15 protein-coding genes are annotated in these 17,051 nt (G+C 61.3%); 4 read left to right on the forward strand and 11 right to left on the reverse strand.

The window, feature by feature from the left end; translation table 11 throughout:
- The first annotated feature begins 75 nt into the window (after positions 1–75).
- On the forward strand, positions 76–2,238 hold the full coding sequence (locus tag ACTHLA_RS17500; protein ID WP_440192535.1) for a TonB-dependent receptor: 2,163 nt from the start codon (positions 76–78) through the stop codon (positions 2,236–2,238).
- 30 nt (positions 2,239–2,268) lie between these two features.
- On the opposite strand, the gene ACTHLA_RS17505 is transcribed toward ACTHLA_RS17500, so the two are convergent.
- Positions 2,269–2,736 (reverse strand): RidA family protein, encoded by a 468-nt coding sequence (locus tag ACTHLA_RS17505; RefSeq protein WP_440192538.1) that lies wholly within the window; start codon positions 2,734–2,736, stop codon positions 2,269–2,271.
- A 211-nt stretch (positions 2,737–2,947) separates the two neighbouring features.
- On the opposite strand from ACTHLA_RS17505, the gene ACTHLA_RS17510 reads away from it, so the two are divergent.
- Positions 2,948–3,316, forward strand: a complete 369-nt coding sequence (locus tag ACTHLA_RS17510) for a response regulator (protein ID WP_440192541.1) — start codon at positions 2,948–2,950, stop codon at positions 3,314–3,316.
- Between the two features lie 9 nt (positions 3,317–3,325).
- The gene (locus ACTHLA_RS17515; protein WP_440192544.1) at positions 3,326–4,693 is read left to right on the forward strand and encodes a PleD family two-component system response regulator; all 1,368 of its coding nucleotides are present in this window, start codon (positions 3,326–3,328) and stop codon (positions 4,691–4,693) included.
- Here the strand turns inward: ACTHLA_RS17515 and ACTHLA_RS17520 are convergent.
- The 5 genes from ACTHLA_RS17520 to topA all read right to left on the reverse strand — a co-directional run bounded on the left by ACTHLA_RS17520 (position 4,690) and on the right by topA (position 11,486).
- Positions 4,690–5,130, reverse strand: a complete 441-nt coding sequence (locus tag ACTHLA_RS17520) for a hypothetical protein (RefSeq protein ID WP_440192547.1) — start codon at positions 5,128–5,130, stop codon at positions 4,690–4,692. The two genes, ACTHLA_RS17515 and ACTHLA_RS17520, sit on opposite strands and share 4 nt — an antisense overlap.
- A gap of 128 nt (positions 5,131–5,258) precedes the next feature.
- Positions 5,259–5,426 (reverse strand): 50S ribosomal protein L33, encoded by a 168-nt coding sequence (rpmG, locus tag ACTHLA_RS17525; protein WP_004620056.1) that lies wholly within the window; start codon positions 5,424–5,426, stop codon positions 5,259–5,261.
- A 164-nt stretch (positions 5,427–5,590) separates the two neighbouring features.
- Positions 5,591–6,208, reverse strand: coding sequence for a LysE family translocator (locus ACTHLA_RS17530; RefSeq protein ID WP_440192552.1), 618 nt, complete (start codon positions 6,206–6,208; stop codon positions 5,591–5,593).
- A 29-nt stretch (positions 6,209–6,237) separates the two neighbouring features.
- Positions 6,238–8,583 (reverse strand): ribonuclease R, encoded by a 2,346-nt coding sequence (rnr, locus tag ACTHLA_RS17535; RefSeq protein ID WP_440192555.1) that lies wholly within the window; start codon positions 8,581–8,583, stop codon positions 6,238–6,240.
- 290 nt (positions 8,584–8,873) lie between these two features.
- Positions 8,874–11,486, reverse strand: a complete 2,613-nt coding sequence (topA, locus tag ACTHLA_RS17540) for a type I DNA topoisomerase (protein ID WP_440192558.1) — start codon at positions 11,484–11,486, stop codon at positions 8,874–8,876.
- Between the two features lie 242 nt (positions 11,487–11,728).
- On the opposite strand from topA, the gene ACTHLA_RS17545 reads away from it, so the two are divergent.
- Positions 11,729–11,941, forward strand: coding sequence for a hypothetical protein (locus ACTHLA_RS17545; protein ID WP_440192561.1), 213 nt, complete (start codon positions 11,729–11,731; stop codon positions 11,939–11,941).
- Here the strand turns inward: ACTHLA_RS17545 and dprA are convergent.
- The 5 genes from dprA to ACTHLA_RS17570 all read right to left on the reverse strand — a co-directional run bounded on the left by dprA (position 11,924) and on the right by ACTHLA_RS17570 (position 17,051).
- Positions 11,924–13,042: a DNA-processing protein DprA gene (gene dprA / locus ACTHLA_RS17550; protein ID WP_440192564.1), complete on the reverse strand. Its 1,119-nt coding sequence runs from the start codon at positions 13,040–13,042 to the stop codon at positions 11,924–11,926. The genes ACTHLA_RS17545 and dprA overlap by 18 nt on opposite strands.
- 56 nt (positions 13,043–13,098) lie before the next feature.
- Positions 13,099–13,860, reverse strand: coding sequence for a DUF2971 domain-containing protein (locus ACTHLA_RS17555; RefSeq protein WP_440192567.1), 762 nt, complete (start codon positions 13,858–13,860; stop codon positions 13,099–13,101).
- Positions 13,861–13,986: 126 nt separating this feature from the next.
- Positions 13,987–14,625, reverse strand: a complete 639-nt coding sequence (gene plsY, locus ACTHLA_RS17560; protein ID WP_440192569.1) for a glycerol-3-phosphate 1-O-acyltransferase PlsY — start codon at positions 14,623–14,625, stop codon at positions 13,987–13,989.
- A gap of 114 nt (positions 14,626–14,739) precedes the next feature.
- Positions 14,740–16,083: a dihydroorotase gene (pyrC, locus tag ACTHLA_RS17565; protein WP_440192572.1), complete on the reverse strand. Its 1,344-nt coding sequence runs from the start codon at positions 16,081–16,083 to the stop codon at positions 14,740–14,742.
- Positions 16,080–17,051, reverse strand: coding sequence for an aspartate carbamoyltransferase catalytic subunit (locus tag ACTHLA_RS17570; protein WP_440192575.1), 972 nt, complete (start codon positions 17,049–17,051; stop codon positions 16,080–16,082). The genes pyrC and ACTHLA_RS17570 overlap by 4 nt, the downstream gene beginning before the upstream one ends.

Consider the following 17,051-nt stretch of genomic DNA (forward strand, 5'->3'; position numbering starts at 1 on the left):
GGGGCGAAAATGAGTCAATTTGCGCGGGCGTCGGGGCGTCGCATCAGGTCGATTCTGTTGTCGGGAATGTCTGTCGTGGCGTTTACCAGCGTGGCGAGCGCGGTTAGGGCGCAGGACGCGCAAACTCAGGACGCGCAGACTCGGAACGCGCAGGCTCAGGCCGATTCGCAAAAAACCGACAAAACCGACAAGGCTACGACCACAGTTACGGTGCGGGGCAAGAAGCCGACCTCGACCATCGACAAGCAGATTTATGACGTCAGCAAGGATCCTGACAACAAGACCGGCACGGCCTCGGACGCGCTGAACAAGGTGCCGGGCGTCGTCGCCGACAGCGAAGGCAAAGTCACCTATCGCGGCAAGGCGGTCACCATCTATCTGAACGGCCACCCCAGCCTGATGTTGCAGGGCGATAACCGGGGAATCGCGCTGCAATCCATGCCATCGGCCTATATCGGCTCGGTCGAGGTGATCAGCAATCCCGGCGCGCAGTACGGTTCGGCGGCGGGCGGCGGGCCGATCCTGAACATCGTCACCACCCACGCCATGCCTGCGGGCGGTAGTTTCATACTGATGCCCAAGCTGCGCAGCGACGGCGGCGGCTCATTGGATGCATCGGTCTTTTATCATGTCGGCAAGCTGACCGTGATGGCCTTTGTCGGCGACACCGAACGCCGCAACCGCACCCACAGCGACCGCGATCTGCAAAGTTTCGACTCTACGGGCGCCCTGACCAGCGTGACGACGAGTTCGGGCGATTCTCGCAGTCGCAATTCGTCGCCGCATTTGTTCAGCAATTTTGAATACACTCTGAGCAAGGACGATGTGTTGAGCGGACAGTTGATAGATTTCAGCGGGCGCGGTCGTTCCCGTTCGACGTCCGGCGTAGCCAGCTATGACGGCGCGGGCGCGGCGGTGAATATCTATCAGGCGCATTCCAATGACGATTACACCTGGGGCGGCCCGCAGCTCAATCTCAACTGGATGCACTATGGCCGCAAGCCGGACGAGACCCTGAAGGTCAACCTTCAGCTTTCCGGCAGCGATAACGGCTCCAGCGGCGACAGTAGCAATACTTATCAGGTGTCCAGCCTGCCGCAGAACACCGGCGTGCGCGTCACGCGTTACAACAATAAAACGGATAAGCGCAGCGGCGAGTTCAGCCTCGACTACAACACGCCCGTGGGCGACGATCAGCTTGCGACCGGCGTTCAGATCAATCTCGATTCCAGTCACGCAACCAATGAAAGCTACGGCCCGGATGACGAGGGCGCGACGCCGACGCTCAACAGCCTGCTCAGCCGCGATTTCCGCTATCATCAGACGCTCAGCGCCGCCTACGTCACCTGGCAGCGCGAACTCGGCGCCAAATGGACGGTTCTGGGCGGGTTGCGCGCCGAACAGCTCGATCTGACCACCGAGCAGCGCCTGACGGGCGCGACGACGCATGTGGCGGATACGCATCTCAATCCGAGCTTCTACGCCACCTATCTTTTGTCGCATAACGCCAAGCTGCGCTTCAACTATTCGCATCGTCTGCGACGCCCGACGCCCGAGGATTACGACGTCTCGCTCAATTACGGCGACAATGGCTGGATGCGCGGCAACACCCATCTGAAGCCGCAGACCACCGACGCTTTCGAGGCCAATTACGAATATGCGCATGAGGCGTTGAGCTGGAGCGTGCGCGGCTTTTATCAGCAGAACAGCAACGTCATCACCTCGTCCAGCCACTTCATCGTCAATCCGGACGGTTCGGGCGATCCGGTGCTGGAGACGACGCGCGGCAATGACGGCTCCGGCGATTCCGGCGGCGTGCAGGTCACCTGGAACAATCGCATCAAGGACAAGCTGAACCTGACCCTGAGCGCGACGGCGGCGCAGGACCATGTGCGCACGCCCGCCGTGCCGGGGACGCAGGCCTTGACCGCGCTGAGCGGCAATATCAACCTGGCCTGGACGCCGACGAAAAAGGATTTTCTGTCCGTACGCTACCAACGCGCCGCGCGCAGCCTGACCGGCGAGGGCTATGCGAGCGCCTTTTCACAAGGCGGGCTGAACTACAGCCATCGCTTCGGCAAGCTGACCCTGACCCTGGATGTCGAGAACCTGTTTCAGGGCAAGCGGGTATATGTGACCGATACGCCGATCGCCAAGAGCGTATCGTGGACGCGCCTGCCGGGGGCGGTCGTTTCCATCGGCCTGCGGCGGTCTTTCAAACTGTCGGCGGGCGGATAAAAGGCCGGAGCGCGAGCCCCGGCCTCACGATTAGCGACGGTCCAGAACCTCAATCAGGGCGTCGATCTCGACCGCGAAGCCGAGCGGGATCTTGTACATGCCGACCGCCGAGCGCGCATGCTTGCCCGCTTCGCCCAGCACATCGACCATCAGGTCCGAACAGCCGTTGACGACCTGCGGGATGTTGTAGAAGTCCGGCCCGGCCTGCACGAAGGCGTTGAGCTTGATCACGCGCACGATATTGTCGAGATCGCCCGCCGCCGCCTTCATCTGCGCCAGCAGGTTCAGGCCGCACCAGCGCGCGCCTTCGACGGCGTCCTCAAGGCTGACATCGACGCCGACCGTGCCCTTGATCCCGCCCTTGCCGTCGTTCGACAACTGGCCGGAAATGTGGACGTGGTTGCCGGTGCGGGTGAACGGGACGTAATTGGCGACCGGCGCGGTCGGGGTGGGCAGGGTGAAGCCGAGCGCGCGCAGGCGGTCTTCGCTAACAGACATGGCGGTCCTCCAAAGGGGTTGATGCGCCGCATATAGACGTATGCCTGCCGGTTGCGCCAGCTTCGTTTTTACCTTTTGTTTCCTTCTGCTTCACCTCGGCTTAAGAGAGTCCGGCTAGATTACCGCATGAAAAGAGGCGGACGGCGCGCGCGTCCGATTCGCTTCGCATGATGGTTTCGGCCCGCCGCCGCGCGGCCAGGGGTTAAGCTTGATGACGCAAAAGAAAGTCCTCATCGTCGAGGACAATGACCTCAACATGAAGCTGTTTCACGATCTGCTCGATGCGCAGGGCTATGAGACACTTCAGACCGGCGAAGGGCTGTCGGCCCTGACCCTGGCGCGCCAGCACCGGCCCGACCTGATCCTGATGGATATTCAATTGCCCGAAATCTCCGGTCTTGAAGTCACCAAGTGGCTGAAGGAGGACGACGAGCTGTCGCACATTCCGGTGGTGGCGGTGACCGCCTTCGCCATGAAGGGCGATGAGGAGCGCATCCGTGAAGGCGGCTGCGAGGCCTATATCTCCAAACCGATCTCGGTCACGCACTTTCTCGACACCGTGCGCAGGTATCTCGGATAGGGGCGGATCATGACGGCCCGCATTCTCATCGTCGACGATACGCCCGCCAATGTGCGGCTGCTCAAGGCGCGCCTTGAGGCCGACTCCCATGAGGTGATGACCGCTTCGGACGGCTTTGAGGCGATGGCGCGGGCGCGGGCCGATCAGCCGGACATCATCCTGCTTGACGTCATGATGCCGGAAATCGACGGCTATGAGGTCTGCCGCCAGCTTAAGGCAGATCCCGACACGCGCCACATCCCGATCATCCTCGTCACGGCGCTGGACGGACGCGACGACCGCCTGTCGGGGCTGGAGGCGGGCGCCGATGACTTCATGACCAAGCCGGTCGATGACGTCATGCTGGCGGCGCGGCTGAACGCGCTGGTGCGGCTGAAACAGATGGCCGACGATCTGCGGGTGCGCGAGACCTCGTCGCGCCGCGCCGGTCTGATCGACAACGACCAGTATCAGCGCCAGATCTCCGCCACCGGCAATGTGCTGATCCTCGATGATAATGAGCGTCAGGCCGACCGGTTGATGCTGGCCCTGGGCCAGGATCACCGCGCCGCCTTCGTCACCGATCCGGCGCAGGCGCTTAAAATCGCGAGCGGCCGCGTCGATCTGGTGGTGCTGAACCTGGCCGCCAAGGCATTCGACGCCATGCGCTGGGTGGCGCAGTTGCGCAATCACGAGGCCACACGCCACCGTCCGGTGCTGGCCCTGGTCAATCCAGACGAGCGCAATCTGCTGCTCAAGGCGCTGGAGATCGGCGTCACCGATATCGTGCCGCGTCCGGTCGATACGCAGGAATTGCTGGCGCGCGCGCGCACCCAGATTCGCCGTAAACGCTATGGCGACTTCCTGCGCACTACGCTGGACCGGTCGCTGGAGATGGCGATCACCGATCCGCTGACCCAGCTTAACAACCGCCGCTTCTTCGATACGCAGATCCGCCTGCACCTTCCGCGGCATATCAAGGGCGGGCCGCCCCTGTCGTTGTTGCTGCTCGACATCGACCATTTCAAGAAGGTCAATGACGCCTATGGCCACGACGCGGGCGATGAGGTGCTGCGCGAATTCGCCCGCCGTCTGGGGCTCAATGTGCGCGCCATCGACATACCGTGCCGCCTTGGCGGCGAGGAGTTTGTGGTGCTGATGCCTGAGACCGGCGCCGAGGACGCGCTCAACATCGCCGAGCGGGTGCGCGCCCAGGTCGCCGCCGAACCATTTATGGTCAGCGGCGGGCGGGCGCTTGATATCACGGTGTCGGTCGGGGTTTCGACCTCCGGCGGGCTGGGCGATAGCCCCGAAGCCCTGCTGAAACGCGCCGACGAGGGCGTCTATGAGGCCAAGTCGGCGGGCCGCAACCGCGTCATCCTGCGCTCAGCGGCTTAATTCTTGCCCCCCGTCAGAGCGGTATAGGCGTCGGCCACGGTCTGGGCGGCCTGTCCGCTGAGCTTGTCACAGGTCGCCTTGGCGTTTTCCGTTGTGACGGGCGTTCCCTCATCCATCAGTTCGCGCCAGCACGAATCGCTGTTCGGGCAGGCGGCTTTCGCCTGATCCTCGGCGCGTTTCATGAACTGTACGGTCAGATTGGCGTCGTTTGTGACCCGCTGGGTCAAACGACGCGCCATGTCGTCGGCCTGATTGTAAAGCGCCGGTCCGCTGACGCTCTGGCAGGCATAGGTGATGGAGAGCAGGCTGGAGAGGGCCTGGGGCAGGGTGGGAGCGCCGTTAGCGGTCGCGGAGGGCGCCTGTGTCATATCCGTCTGCGCGACCGCCGGGGCCGCTAGCAGCAGGCCCGTCGCGACCAGAATCGGCAAATGCGGCATGATCACTCTCCGGCGCAGGACATGAAAAAGCCGCGCCGAGGTTTCTTTGGGGGGAACTCAGACGCGGCTTCGGTCATCCGCTGGCGAGGGGGGGGATGCCAGCGGATAAAGGCTTTTGCAAAAGCAGATTACTTGATCTTGCCTTCGCGGAATTCGACGTGTTTGCGCACGACCGGATCGTACTTCTTCAGCACCATCTTTTCGGTCTTGGTGCGGGCGTTCTTCTTGGTGACGTAGAAGAAGCCGGTGTCAGCCGTCGAGTTCAGACGGATCTTGATGGAGGCGGGCTTAGCCATGACCTAAAAGTCCTTGCGTTTCGGTGACGCCCAAAGACCGTGTCCCAAAGACTCCGTCATGGCGCGCAAATAATTCAGAGGCGCGGAAAATACTCGGGCGCAGCCGGAAGTCAAGACCGGAGGGACAAATTTTCGTCCGGTTCAAAGCGATAAGGACGTGCAGCCTACCGGGACGTGGTCCAGGCAAACCATATGGCGACAGCCGCCAGAGCCAGGGCTAACGCCCTGCGGACGATAATCTGACGCTCCGGGACTGTAAAGAAGGGCGTCAGGCTTCCGGCCAGGGCCACGAGCGCAGCGTGAATTGAGGTGGCGATAAGCACATAAATGGCTGTCAGCGACAGGGTTTCGGTCAGAAGCGGCCCCTTTTCCGAAACGAAGGTGGGCAGGACCGAGATGTAAAAGATAAAGGCCTTGGGGTTCAGCAAATTCACCATCAGCCCGCGCAGGAAATAACGGGTGCCTGGCGCGCTGACGGGGTTGTCGCTTCCGCGCCAGCCCTCAAAGGCGAGATAAAGCAGAAAGATGATGCCGGCCCAGCGCAACAGGTTATAGGCGCTTTCGGAGTTCTGAATAATCTCCGCCAGCCCGGCTGCGGAGATTATGCCGACTATGGACAGGCCAAGAGCGATCCCGGCGACGGCCATGAAGCCCCTGAGCCGCCCTTCGCGCAGGGTGGCGAGGACCAGCCAGGTCATGTTGGGGCCGGGGGTGAGTTCAATGAGCAGGCAGGTCACCGCGAAAGCGGCTATGGACAGGGGCGCAAGGCCGTCAAGCGTCATGGCTGGCTATCCATCCCCGCAGCATGGCCTCACCGCTTCTTTTTCTTCTTGTTCTTTTCACCGAATTTCGGGCCGGATTTCAGTCCCGGCTTTTTCGGCGGTCCGCCGCGCGAAGGACGGCCCGCACTTTGGCGGCGTACGCCCAGTCTCGGGCGCGGCGCGTTGGGATCGGGGACTTCGGGCTCGCTCAAGGCCTTGAAGACCAGTCCGCCGGTGATCGGCATGGCCTCCATCAGTTCGATCTCGATCTGGGCGCCCAGCCGCCAGCGCAGGCCGTGGCGCTCGCCGATCAGGGCGTGTTGCACATCGTCATGCACATAATAGTCGTCGCGAAGCGAAGACACAGGCACGATGCCGTCGGCGCCGGTCTCGGTCAGCTTGACGAACAGGCCAAAGCGCGTGACGCCGACGATGCGGCCCTTGAACGTCGCGCCCACCTTGTCGTGCAGATAGGCGGCGATATAGCGCTCGATCGCTTCGCGCTCGGCCTGCATCGAACGGCGCTCGGTGGCGGTGATGTGCTCGGCGGTGTCGCGGATCGTCTTGATGTCGTAATCGGTCAGGCCGTCATCGCCCAATTTCAGCGCGCGGATCAGGGCGCGATGCACCACGAGATCGGCATAGCGGCGGATCGGCGAGGTGAAGTGCGCATAGTGGTCGAGATTGAGGCCGAAATGGCCGACATTATCCGGCGAATAGTGCGCCTGCATCTGGGTGCGCAGCACGACCTCATTGATGATCTCGCTGTTCGGGCCGTCCTTCTGCGCATCAAGCAGGCGGTTGAAACGCTCCGTGCGCGGCGGCTCGCCCTTGTTCCACGGTATGCCGAGCGTTGAGAGAAAATCGGCCAGATTGCCGACCTTCTCCTGGCTGGGCGTCTCATGTACGCGATAGATCAGCGGGGTTTTGTGTTTTTCCAGTTCCTCGGCGGCGCTGACATTGGCCTGTATCATCATCTCTTCGATCAGACCGTGCGCCTCCAAAGACACGCGCGGTTCGATCTTCACGACATTGCCGTCGGCGTCGAGATGGACGCGGCGTTCCGGCGAAGAGATATGCAGCGGCTGGCGCGCATTGCGCCCCTTGGCCAGGCAGGCATGGGCGGCCCATAGCGGCTTCAGCAGTGTCTCAAGAATCGGGCCGGTCTTGTCGTCGGGCTGGCCGTCAATGGCGGCCTGCGCCTGTTCGTAGGACAGCTTGGCCGCCGAGCGCATCAGGCCGCGCACGAAGCGGTGGCCGATCTTCTTGCCGTCCGCGCTGAACACCATGCGCACGGCCATGGTCGCGCGGTTTTCGCCTTCCTGCAGGCTGCACAGGCCGGACGACAGCACATGCGGCAGCATCGGCTCGACGCGGTCAGGGAAGTAGGTCGAATTGCCCTTTTCGCGCGCCTCGCGGTCGAGCGCCGAGCCGGGCGTGACATAGTGGGCGACATCGGCGATGGCGACCCAGACAACCCAGCCGCCGGGATTTTTCTCATCCTCGTCGGCATGGGCATAGACCGCGTCGTCATGGTCCTTGGCGTCCGCCGGGTCGATGGTCACGAAGGGCAGGTCGCGTAAGTCAGTGCTTTTACCAAGGCCGGGCGCTTTAGCGGCCTCGGCCTCCTTTTCGGTCACGGTGGTGAAGCCCGTGGGCAGGCCGTGGCTGTGGATGGCCATGACCGAGGCGATGCGGGGGCTATCCTCCTTGCCGACCACCTCGACGACGCGGGCGGGCTTGGGGCCGTATTTATGTGCCCCGCCGGTCGGCATGGCGACGACGACATCGCCGTCTTCCAGAGTCTCCAGATTGGGACCAGTCAGGGAAAAGCTGTTCTTTTCCTTGCGGTTGACAGATTCCAGCCGCAACTCTCGCTTTGAGCGCCGCACCACGCCGACAATACGCGGCGCGCCCTGATCCAGCACCTTGATCAGGTGCGCGACCCAGCCGTCCGAGACCTTCTCGAACCGGACATAGAGCCGGTCGCCCATGCCCGGCGGCGTCTGGGCGGCGTTCTTTTTGAGCGGGGCGAGGCGGGCGAGGGGGCTTTGCGCGTCCGGTTTACCCCACTTGACCCACAGTTCGCCATCTACATCGCGCTCCACGACCTCGACCACGCCGGTTTCCGGCAAGGCGCCGAGCGCGCCAAAGCTTTTGCGACCATTGCGCGCCAGCTTGCCGCTTTCGGCCAAAGCCTTCAGCCGTTGGCGCAGAACGCGGCGGTCGTCACCTTTAAGCCCGAAGCGCCTGGCCAGGTCGCCGACATCGAGTTCGCGCATATCGGCGATGGCGTCGAGCAAAGCCTGATCGTCGGGAAGGCCCTCATGGCGGTGAGTTGGGCGGCGGACAGGGGCGGTGTGGTCAGCCTTTTTCGGCCTTCTGGGAAGTTTCATGACCCGAATGTAAGCGAATCGGGCGCCCGCCGCTATTGTCGTGAGAAAATATTGTTACGGGTTGCGGGCGTTAAGAAGGAATAGAAACCACAGATTACGCAGATTTACACAGATGATTTTACCGTGATGACCGCAAGGACGGCGCGCTTTCTGATGTACAAGGGACGCGCAAAGCGCGTCGTGAACGCGCCTACTCGGTGATATAAATCCCACATTCAGCGTCGTAAAAATCTGCGATAATCTGCGTAATCTGTGGTTCCAAAAAACAATGTCACGGCTTGCGGAAGCCCTTACGCCTCGGTCTTCTTTTTCGGCGCGGCCTTTTTTGCTGTGGCCTTCTTGGCAGGCGCCTTTTTCGTCGCCGTCTTCTTGGCTGGCGCCTTCTTCGCGCCCGTTGTTTTCAGCCCGCCCTTGGCGTCGATCAGCGCAATGGCCTGTTCGAGTGTCACCGTCTCCGGCGTCATCTCTTTCGGCAGGGTGGCGTTGGTCTTGCCCGCCTTGACATAGGGGCCGTAACGCCCGCTCATCACCGCGATCTGTTCTTCGGAATTCGGATAGACGCCGAGTTCGCGCAACGGCGCCGCCGCTGCGCCGCAACCGCCCTTGCCGCCGGCGCGCTTCTGGGCGATCAGATCGATGGCGCGATTGATGCCGACCTCGAACACCTCGTCGAAGCTGGGCAGGTTGGCGTAGGTGCCGCCCGATTCCACGAACGGCCCGAAGCGGCCCAGGCCCGCCACGATCGGCTTCTGATCTTCTGGATGAACGCCGATGGTGCGCGGCAGGCTCAAAAGTTTCAGCGCGCGGTCAAGATCAATGCTGGCGGGCGGCCATGCCTTGGGCAGGGACGCACGCTTGGGCTTGTCCTCCTTGGAGGCCGCTTCGCCCAGTTGCACATAGGGGCCGAAACGCCCGATCTTGAGCGCGACGGTGAGGCCGCTTCCGGGATCGACACCGAGATCCTTGTCGCCCGATACGGCGTTCTCAGCTTCCGAACCCGGCGCGCCGACGGGGCGCGTATAACTGCATTCGGGATAGTTGGAGCAGCCGATAAAGGCCCCGAAGCGCGAGGTTTTCAGGCTCAACTGGCCATTGGCGCAGGACGGGCAGGCGCGCGGATTCGAGCCGTCGCCCTTATCCGGGAAGATGTGCGGCCCCAGCGCTTCATTGAGCGTTTCCAGCACCTGCGAAACGCGCAAATCGCCCATGCCCTCGGCGGCGGCGTGAAAATCCTTCCAGAAGTCGGCCAGCAACTGTTTCCAGTTGAGCTCGCCGCTTGAGACGAGATCGAGCTTTTCCTCCAGCGCCGCCGTGAAGTCGTACTGGACATAGCGGTGGAAGAACTGATCAAGGAAGGCGGTGACCAGACGGCCCTTGTCTTCCGGGATAAAGCGGTTCTTGTCCATGCGAACATAGGCGCGGTCGCGCAGGACGCCGAGGATGGAGGCGTAAGTGCTGGGCCGTCCGATGCCGAGTTCTTCTAGTTTCTTCACCAAAGTCGCTTCGGAATAGCGCGGGGGTGGTTCGGTGAAGTGCTGATCCGGCTGAACCTTATGCACATTGGCCTGAGCGCCAACCTTGACGGCGGGCAGGCGGCCGCCGTCCTCGTCATTGTCGTCGTCACGGCCTTCTTCATAGACCGCCATATAACCGTCGAAGGTCACCACCTGGCCGGTGGCGCGCAGGGCGATCTGCCTGTCCGCGCTCAGCAGGTCGATGGCGGTCTTTTCTACGCGTGCGGCTTCCATCTGCGAGGCGACGGCGCGCTTCCAGATCAGTTCATAGAGTCGCGCCTGATCACCCTCCAGCTTGAGCGTCTCCGGGCGGCGATAGATCGAGGTCGGACGGATGGCTTCGTGGGCCTCCTGTGCGTTCTTGGCCTTGACCTTATAGTGGCGCGGCTCAGCCGGCACATAGGCGGCGCCGTAGCGCTCGCCGACCAGCTTGCGCATCTCATTGATGGCGGCGGGTTCGACATAGACGCCGTCGGTCCGCATATAGGTGATCAGGCCGGTGGTTTCGCCGCCGATATCGACGCCTTCATACAGGCGTTGCGCGGTCTGCATGGTGCGGGTGGCCGAGAAGCCAAGCTTGCGCGCCGCCTCCTGTTGCAGGGTCGAGGTGGTGAAGGGCGGCGGCGGGGTGCGCTTGCCGGGCTTCTGATCGACCTCGGCGACAGTGAATTTGGCCGCCTGAATCGCGTCGCGCGCCGCAAGCGCCGATGTCTCATTTGGCAAATCAAACTTGCCGAGCTTCCTGCCACCAAGCTGGATCAGGCGCGCTGAGAAGGGCGGCGAGTCGGCGGAAACTTCGGCGTCAAGCGTCCAGTATTCCTCGGATTTGAACTTCTCGATCTCGATTTCGCGATCGACGACGATCTTGAGCGCCACCGACTGCACGCGGCCCGCCGAGCGTGCGCCCGGCAGCTTGCGCCACAGCACCGGCGACAGGGTGAAGCCAACCAGATAGTCGAGCGCACGACGGGCCAGGTAGGCCTCGACCAGCTCCATATCGATGTCGCGCGGCGCGGCCATGGCCTGCTGCACGGCGGACTGGGTAATGGCGTTGAAGGTGACGCGCTGGACCTGTTTTTCCTTCAGCACGCGCTTTTTATTCAGCACTTCCAGTACGTGCCACGAGATCGCTTCGCCCTCGCGATCCGGGTCGGTGGCCAGGATCACGCGGTCATTGGCCTTTACCGCCTCGGCGATGTCGTTCATGCGCTTTTGCGACTTGGGGTCCAGCTCCCAGGTCATGGCGAAGTCCTCGTCCGGCTTCACCGAGCCGTCCTTGGAAGGCAGGTCGCGGATATGCCCGTAGGAGGCCAGCACCGTAAAGCCCTTGCCGAGATACTTGTTGATGGTCTTGGCCTTGGCCGGGCTTTCTACGATAACAACGGTCATGAAATCTCTTATCAGGCGAAAAATGCGCAACGGCGAAAATACAGACGGCGCGCGTCCTGCATGAGCAACGACGAGTTGCGCGGGGGCAGACCGAACCGCCTGCATACATGCTAACCGAATGTGGCTCTGTCAACGGGCGATGCGGGTCGCGCAAATTTTTCAACGACGCAATCAAAAATATAGTGAATTTTAAATACAACCCATGATAGGGTTAAAGCGATGATTACCAAGGAGTCTTTGTCATGTCTTTACGCCCCCATAGTATTGCGTCCGACCTCCATCATCAGCAGCAGGAAATTCTCGACTATGTGCATGAGATCGTTCAGGAACTGAGTGAAATGTCGGCGCGCGCCGGACTGGATCGGCTGTCCTGCGATCTGCGCAGCGCTGTGTTAAGCGCCCGTGTCGAGACGCCAGACTCCCCTGAGCGGCGAATTTCAAGCCTGCATGGCTGAGCGGGTGTAAAAACCGCCCGACTGTTGCGTGCGCCCGGAGATTTCCAGTTCGCTGAGTGCGGCCAGACCGATAAAGGTCGACGCGTCGCACAGGCGCAGCAGGTCGTCGCGATGCGTCGGCGTATCGCTGATCAGGCCCAACAGGGTCCGCGCGGCGCGGGCGATCTCGGCTTCGAGATCGGCGCCGGGGGACGGGTAGGGCTGGTAAGGCGTTTGCGGCGCCTCAACGCCCATCTGGGCTTCCAGCACGCGCAGCACATCGTCGGCGCTTTCGCACAGGTTCGCGCCCTGACGCAACAGATCGTTGGTCCCGCGGCAGCGCGGATCGAGCGGCGAGCCCGGCACGGCGAAGACCTCGCGATTCTGCTCGGCGGCCAGACGCGCGGTGATCAGTGAGCCTGAACGCAGTTCGGCCTCGACCACGATGGTGGCCAGGGACAGGCCTGAGATAATGCGGTTGCGACGGGGAAAGTCCTGCGCCTGGGCTCTGTGGCCTGCCGGGCTTTCTGAGAGGATCAGGCCGTCGGCGCGCAGGCGCTCGTAAAGATCTGCGTTTTCAGGCGGATAGATATCGTCAATGCCGCCGCCCAGCACGGCGATGCTGCCGGTGGCAAGGCTCATCTCATGGGCGCGGCTATCTATGCCGCGCGCCAGACCGGAGGCGATCTGGAAGCCGTGCTGACCCAGATCGTGCGCCAGCATCTGCGCCATCTTCTGCCCGGCGGCGGAGGCGTTGCGCGCGCCGACAATGGCGACGCATTGACGGCTGATCTTCAGCGGTCCTAAGGCCCACAAAACGGGCGGCGCTGCGTCGGCCTGAGCGAGCAGGGCGGGATAGTCAGCGTCGCCAACCACGATCAGCCGTGCGCCAACCGCTTCGCCGCGCGTCATTTCCGCCTCGACGCGCGCCGGATCGGGCGGGGTCAGGCTGCCGCCATTGCGGCGGATGAGGTTGGGGAGTTCGTCGAGCGCCCGCGTCGCCGAGCCGAAACGACGCATCAGTTGCGCGAAATTCACCGGCCCGACGCGCGGCGTGCGCGACAGCCGCAAGCGCGCGATGCGCTCGGCCTGATCCCGCGCAGGTTGTATGTGATCGAACATCCCCCTGTTCCTCCAAGGCGAAGGCTAGCAGGGAAGATAAATAGGCTCAAGCTAGATTAAATATTGGATTGGATGTTAATTTTATATTGGGAGCTATCTAAATGGCATTTTCTTAACTGAACGTGGGGGTAAATTTTTTTAACTATCCCTATAATTTCTTTAGCATCTTGATGTTTTATACGCGCTCCTAGAATGACACCAGAAAGTTCATGCTTTCCAAATTTAATGTCTTCATATGATTCATTTGTGCGCCCTCGTCCCACGTGAATTCGCCATTCGTTCTCATGTTTCCAATGGTCAGATTTCGTCCAAACCATCTTATCTAAAATCATTTCCTCATTTACTACTTTATAGCCAGCTAAAGTATCGGACAATAAATCATCATCGTAAAAATTGGGCATATGAGCGACGTATTTTACTGGACGCGCCGTTTTTAAAGGGTTATTAAAAGTCTTGTCCGTAAACTCTAATACTATTCCTGAATGGTTATTGGCATAATATGACCACATAAGAATACTGTCATTAAATTTTGAAAAACATAAAATTTTGTCCTTATTAAAATCATTTTTTATATTCTCGATTGCCTGATTTAAATTTTCCTTAGCAGAATTTATAGATAAAAAAATTGAATCTCTCCAAATTTTCTCTAAATCCGATCTGCTCATAAGTTGAGCTGATGAACGTAGTTTTAATAGTTTATTTCCCATTGCATTTAATGGTTTCTCTCTAGGAAAACCGTAAAGTAATTCCCAAATTTTATCAATAGTTAGAGGGATGACTTTATCAGGATCAATGCGCAATTGCAGAGCAAATTGCATATCAAATGGATCATTTAGGAGTGGAGGTGAGGACCACCTTAATTTGGTACTGCGTAAAACGATTTTTGCTGTTTCAGCAGGCATGTATTTATAAAAATATGTCATGCGAGACACACTGACTTAAGATCAAGCTTCCTTCTTCTTTCCGATCTTCGGTTCCTCGCCCTTGAGCAGGCGGGCGATATTGCTGCGGTGGCGGATATAGATCAGCACCGCCATGAACAGGGCCATGCCGACGAACGGATAGGCCGGATCGACGAAGGGCAGCAAAAGGCTCACCGGCACGACGAGGGCGGCGGCGACCAGAGCGCTCAGCGATGAGATGCGTAAGGTGAAGGCTGTCAGCAGCCACAAGGCGCCCGCGATCAGCCCCATCGGCCAGCAGGCGGCGAACAGGGTGCCCAGAAAGGTCGCCACGCCCTTGCCGCCCTTGAATTTCAGCCATACCGGGTAGAGATGGCCTAAAAACGCCGCAGCGCCCGCCAGCGCCATGCCTGCATTGCGCGTCTCTTGATCGACGCCCAACAGCAACAGGCAGGCGAGGCCCACCGCCGCCGCGCCCTTGCCGGTGTCGCCGACGAAGGTGAGGAGGGCCAGATCCTTGCGGCCGGTGCGCAGCACATTGGTCGCGCCAATATTGCCCGACCCCACGCTGCGGATGTCGATGCCTGCAGATTTCGCGGCGATATAGCCGAACGGGATTGAACCGAGCAGATAGCCGCCGATAACGGCCAGGGCGTAGATCAGGGGAGGCGAGAGCGTCATGGGCCTGTGTGCTTAGAGCGTTTCCCCAAAAAGTGGTTCCACTTTTTGGATAAGGAAGAGCGACAAAACAAAAACTTAGAGCGCCGATCTGATCCCATCAGATCGAAAAGCGCTCTAAGTCCCGACGACGACTCGACCGTCCACGAGGGTTTTCAGCACCTTGCCCTGCAATGTCCGGTTTTCAAAGGGCGAGTTCTTCGAGTTCGACAGGATGTCGCGTTCGCGCAACGCAAACGGCGCCTCGATATCGACCAGCAGCAGGTCGGCGGGCGCGCCCTTTTCCAGCCGTCCGGCCTCAAGTCCCAGCAGTTGCGCGGGGTTGCTCGTCACAGCGCGCAGCAGGTCGATCAACGGAATATCGTTGTCGAGATGCAGGCCGATCAGGGCGGGCAGCAGGGTTTGCAGGCCGATGGCGCCCGGCGCGGCCTCTGAGAAGGGCAGGCGCTTGTCCTCGGCGGGGCGGGGCGTGTGGTTGGAGACCACCACGTCGATCACGCCTTGCGCCAGCGCATCGACCATGGCCAGCCGGTCGCTTTCGGCGCGCAAGGGCGGATCGAGCCGGTAAAAGGTGCGGTAATCGCCGATGTCGATCTCGTTGAACATCAGATGGTTGATCGACACCGAGGCCGCCACATCGAGGCCGCGCGCCTTGGCGCGCTCCAGCGAGGCCAGGCCCTCGCGCGTCGAGATCAGATCGACCAGAAAACGCGCGCCGGTCAGCTCGACCAAACCGAGATCGCGCTCCATCGCCATGCGCTCGGCCAGGGCCGGAACGCCGCTCAACCCCATGCGCGCCGCCATCTCGCCGGAGGTCGCCACGGCGCCATCCGACAGCCACGGCTCCTTGGGGCGGTGCGCGATCAGGGCGTTGAAGCCATTGGCGTAGTTGAGGACGCGGCTCAAAATCTTGGAATCGACGATGACATGGTCGCCATCGGTAAAGTACAGCGCCCCGGCTTCGTCCATCAGGCCGATCTCGGCCATCTTGCGGCCTTCGCAGGCCTTGGTGGCCGCGCCCGCCGGATAGACGTGCACCAGTTCGATGTCGCGCGCGCGGCGCAGGATGAAATCGACCATAGCCGGTTCGTCGATCACCGGATCGGTGTCGGGCAGGACGACGAAAGAGGTTACGCCCCCGGCGGCGGCGGCGCGGCTGGCCGATTTCAGCGTCTCGGCGGGCTCGTTGCCCGGCTCGCCCGTGCGCACGCGCATGTCGATCAGGCCCGGCATGACCGCGTTTTCCGCGCAGTCGATGACCTCGATGCCCGCATGGCCAGTTGGCGCGTCATGGCCGTGGATCACGTCAGCGATCACGCCGTCGGCAAGGATCACCGAGCCGGGGCCGTCATAATCGCTGGCCGGGTCGATCAGGCGGGCATTGACGAGCGCTATCGCGCTCGTTTGTTTTTTTTGCCCTACCGCTTCGCTGCTTGAGGGCTGTGCAATGGCCTTGCTCATAGCTCATTCTCCAGACGTGCAGCCAGGCTGGCCAGCACGGCCATGCGGGCGGCGACGCCCATCTCGACCTGATCCTGAATCAGCGATACGGAAAGGTCGTCGGCGACCTCGGAATCGATCTCGACGCCGCGGTTCATCGGGCCGGGGTGCATGACGCGCACATCCTTCGCCGCCACGGCCAGCTTTTCGCGGTCGAGGCCATAGAAGCGGTAATATTCGCGGGTGGACGGAATGAAGGCGCCGTCCATGCGCTCAAGCTGGAGCCGCAGCATCATCACGACATTGGCGCCCGCAATGCCTTCGCGCATATCGTGATAGACCTCCGCGCCCCACTGATCGGCGTCGCCGGGTATGAGCGTCGGCGGCCCGACCAGACGGACCCGCGCGCCCATGGCATTGAGCAGGATGACGTTCGAGCGCGCCACGCGCGAATGCAGCACATCGCCGCAAATGGCGACCGTCAATCCATCGACATGGCCAAAGGCGCGGCGGATCGACAACATGTCGAGCAGGGCCTGCGTCGGGTGCTGGTGCTGGCCGTCGCCGGCATTGACCACGCTGCATCCGACCTTCTGCGCCAGAAGCGCCGCAGCTCCCGAAGCCGAATGGCGCACGACCAGAAGGTCCGGCTTCATGGCGTTGAGCGTCACCGCCGTGTCGATCAGGGTCTCGCCCTTGGCGACCGACGAGGTCTTCATGCTCATATTGACCGTGTCGGCGCCCAGCCGCTTGCCCGCTAGCTCAAACGAGGACTGGGTGCGTGTCGAGTTCTCGAAGAACATATTGACCAGGGTGCGGCCCTTGAGCAGGTCCAGCTTCTTCGATGGCTGGCGGTTGAGATCGACGAAGACGTCGGCCAGGTCCAGCAAGGCCAGAATGTCAGGCGGATCGAGATCCTGCGCGCCGAGAAAATGGCGCTTGGGGAACGGGGTCAGCCGTGTTCGGATCAGATCATTGACGTCAGACAT

Origin of the sequence: Asticcacaulis sp. (assembly GCF_051956075.1) — a bacterium.
Taxonomy (GTDB): Bacteria; Pseudomonadota; Alphaproteobacteria; order Caulobacterales; family Caulobacteraceae; genus Asticcacaulis.

What these genes read in the sequence shown, in the direction of transcription:
- ACTHLA_RS17505 (WP_440192538.1), bottom strand. Translation starts at nt 2,736, where the DNA reads ATGTCTGTTAGCGAAGACCGCCTGCGCGCGCTCGGCTTCACCCTGCCC.
- ACTHLA_RS17510 (WP_440192541.1), top strand. Translation starts at nt 2,948, where the DNA reads ATGACGCAAAAGAAAGTCCTCATCGTCGAGGACAATGACCTCAACATG.
- ACTHLA_RS17515 (WP_440192544.1), top strand. Translation starts at nt 3,326, where the DNA reads ATGACGGCCCGCATTCTCATCGTCGACGATACGCCCGCCAATGTGCGG.
- ACTHLA_RS17520 (WP_440192547.1), bottom strand. Translation starts at nt 5,130, where the DNA reads ATGCCGCATTTGCCGATTCTGGTCGCGACGGGCCTGCTGCTAGCGGCC.
- rpmG (WP_004620056.1), bottom strand. Translation starts at nt 5,426, where the DNA reads ATGGCTAAGCCCGCCTCCATCAAGATCCGTCTGAACTCGACGGCTGAC.
- ACTHLA_RS17530 (WP_440192552.1), bottom strand. Translation starts at nt 6,208, where the DNA reads ATGACGCTTGACGGCCTTGCGCCCCTGTCCATAGCCGCTTTCGCGGTG.
- rnr (WP_440192555.1), bottom strand. Translation starts at nt 8,583, where the DNA reads ATGAAACTTCCCAGAAGGCCGAAAAAGGCTGACCACACCGCCCCTGTC.
- topA (WP_440192558.1), bottom strand. Translation starts at nt 11,486, where the DNA reads ATGACCGTTGTTATCGTAGAAAGCCCGGCCAAGGCCAAGACCATCAAC.
- ACTHLA_RS17545 (WP_440192561.1), top strand. Translation starts at nt 11,729, where the DNA reads ATGTCTTTACGCCCCCATAGTATTGCGTCCGACCTCCATCATCAGCAG.
- dprA (WP_440192564.1), bottom strand. Translation starts at nt 13,042, where the DNA reads ATGTTCGATCACATACAACCTGCGCGGGATCAGGCCGAGCGCATCGCG.
- ACTHLA_RS17555 (WP_440192567.1), bottom strand. Translation starts at nt 13,860, where the DNA reads ATGCAATTTGCTCTGCAATTGCGCATTGATCCTGATAAAGTCATCCCT.
- plsY (WP_440192569.1), bottom strand. Translation starts at nt 14,625, where the DNA reads ATGACGCTCTCGCCTCCCCTGATCTACGCCCTGGCCGTTATCGGCGGC.
- pyrC (WP_440192572.1), bottom strand. Translation starts at nt 16,083, where the DNA reads ATGAGCAAGGCCATTGCACAGCCCTCAAGCAGCGAAGCGGTAGGGCAA.
- ACTHLA_RS17570 (WP_440192575.1), bottom strand. Translation starts at nt 17,051, where the DNA reads ATGTCTGACGTCAATGATCTGATCCGAACACGGCTGACCCCGTTCCCC.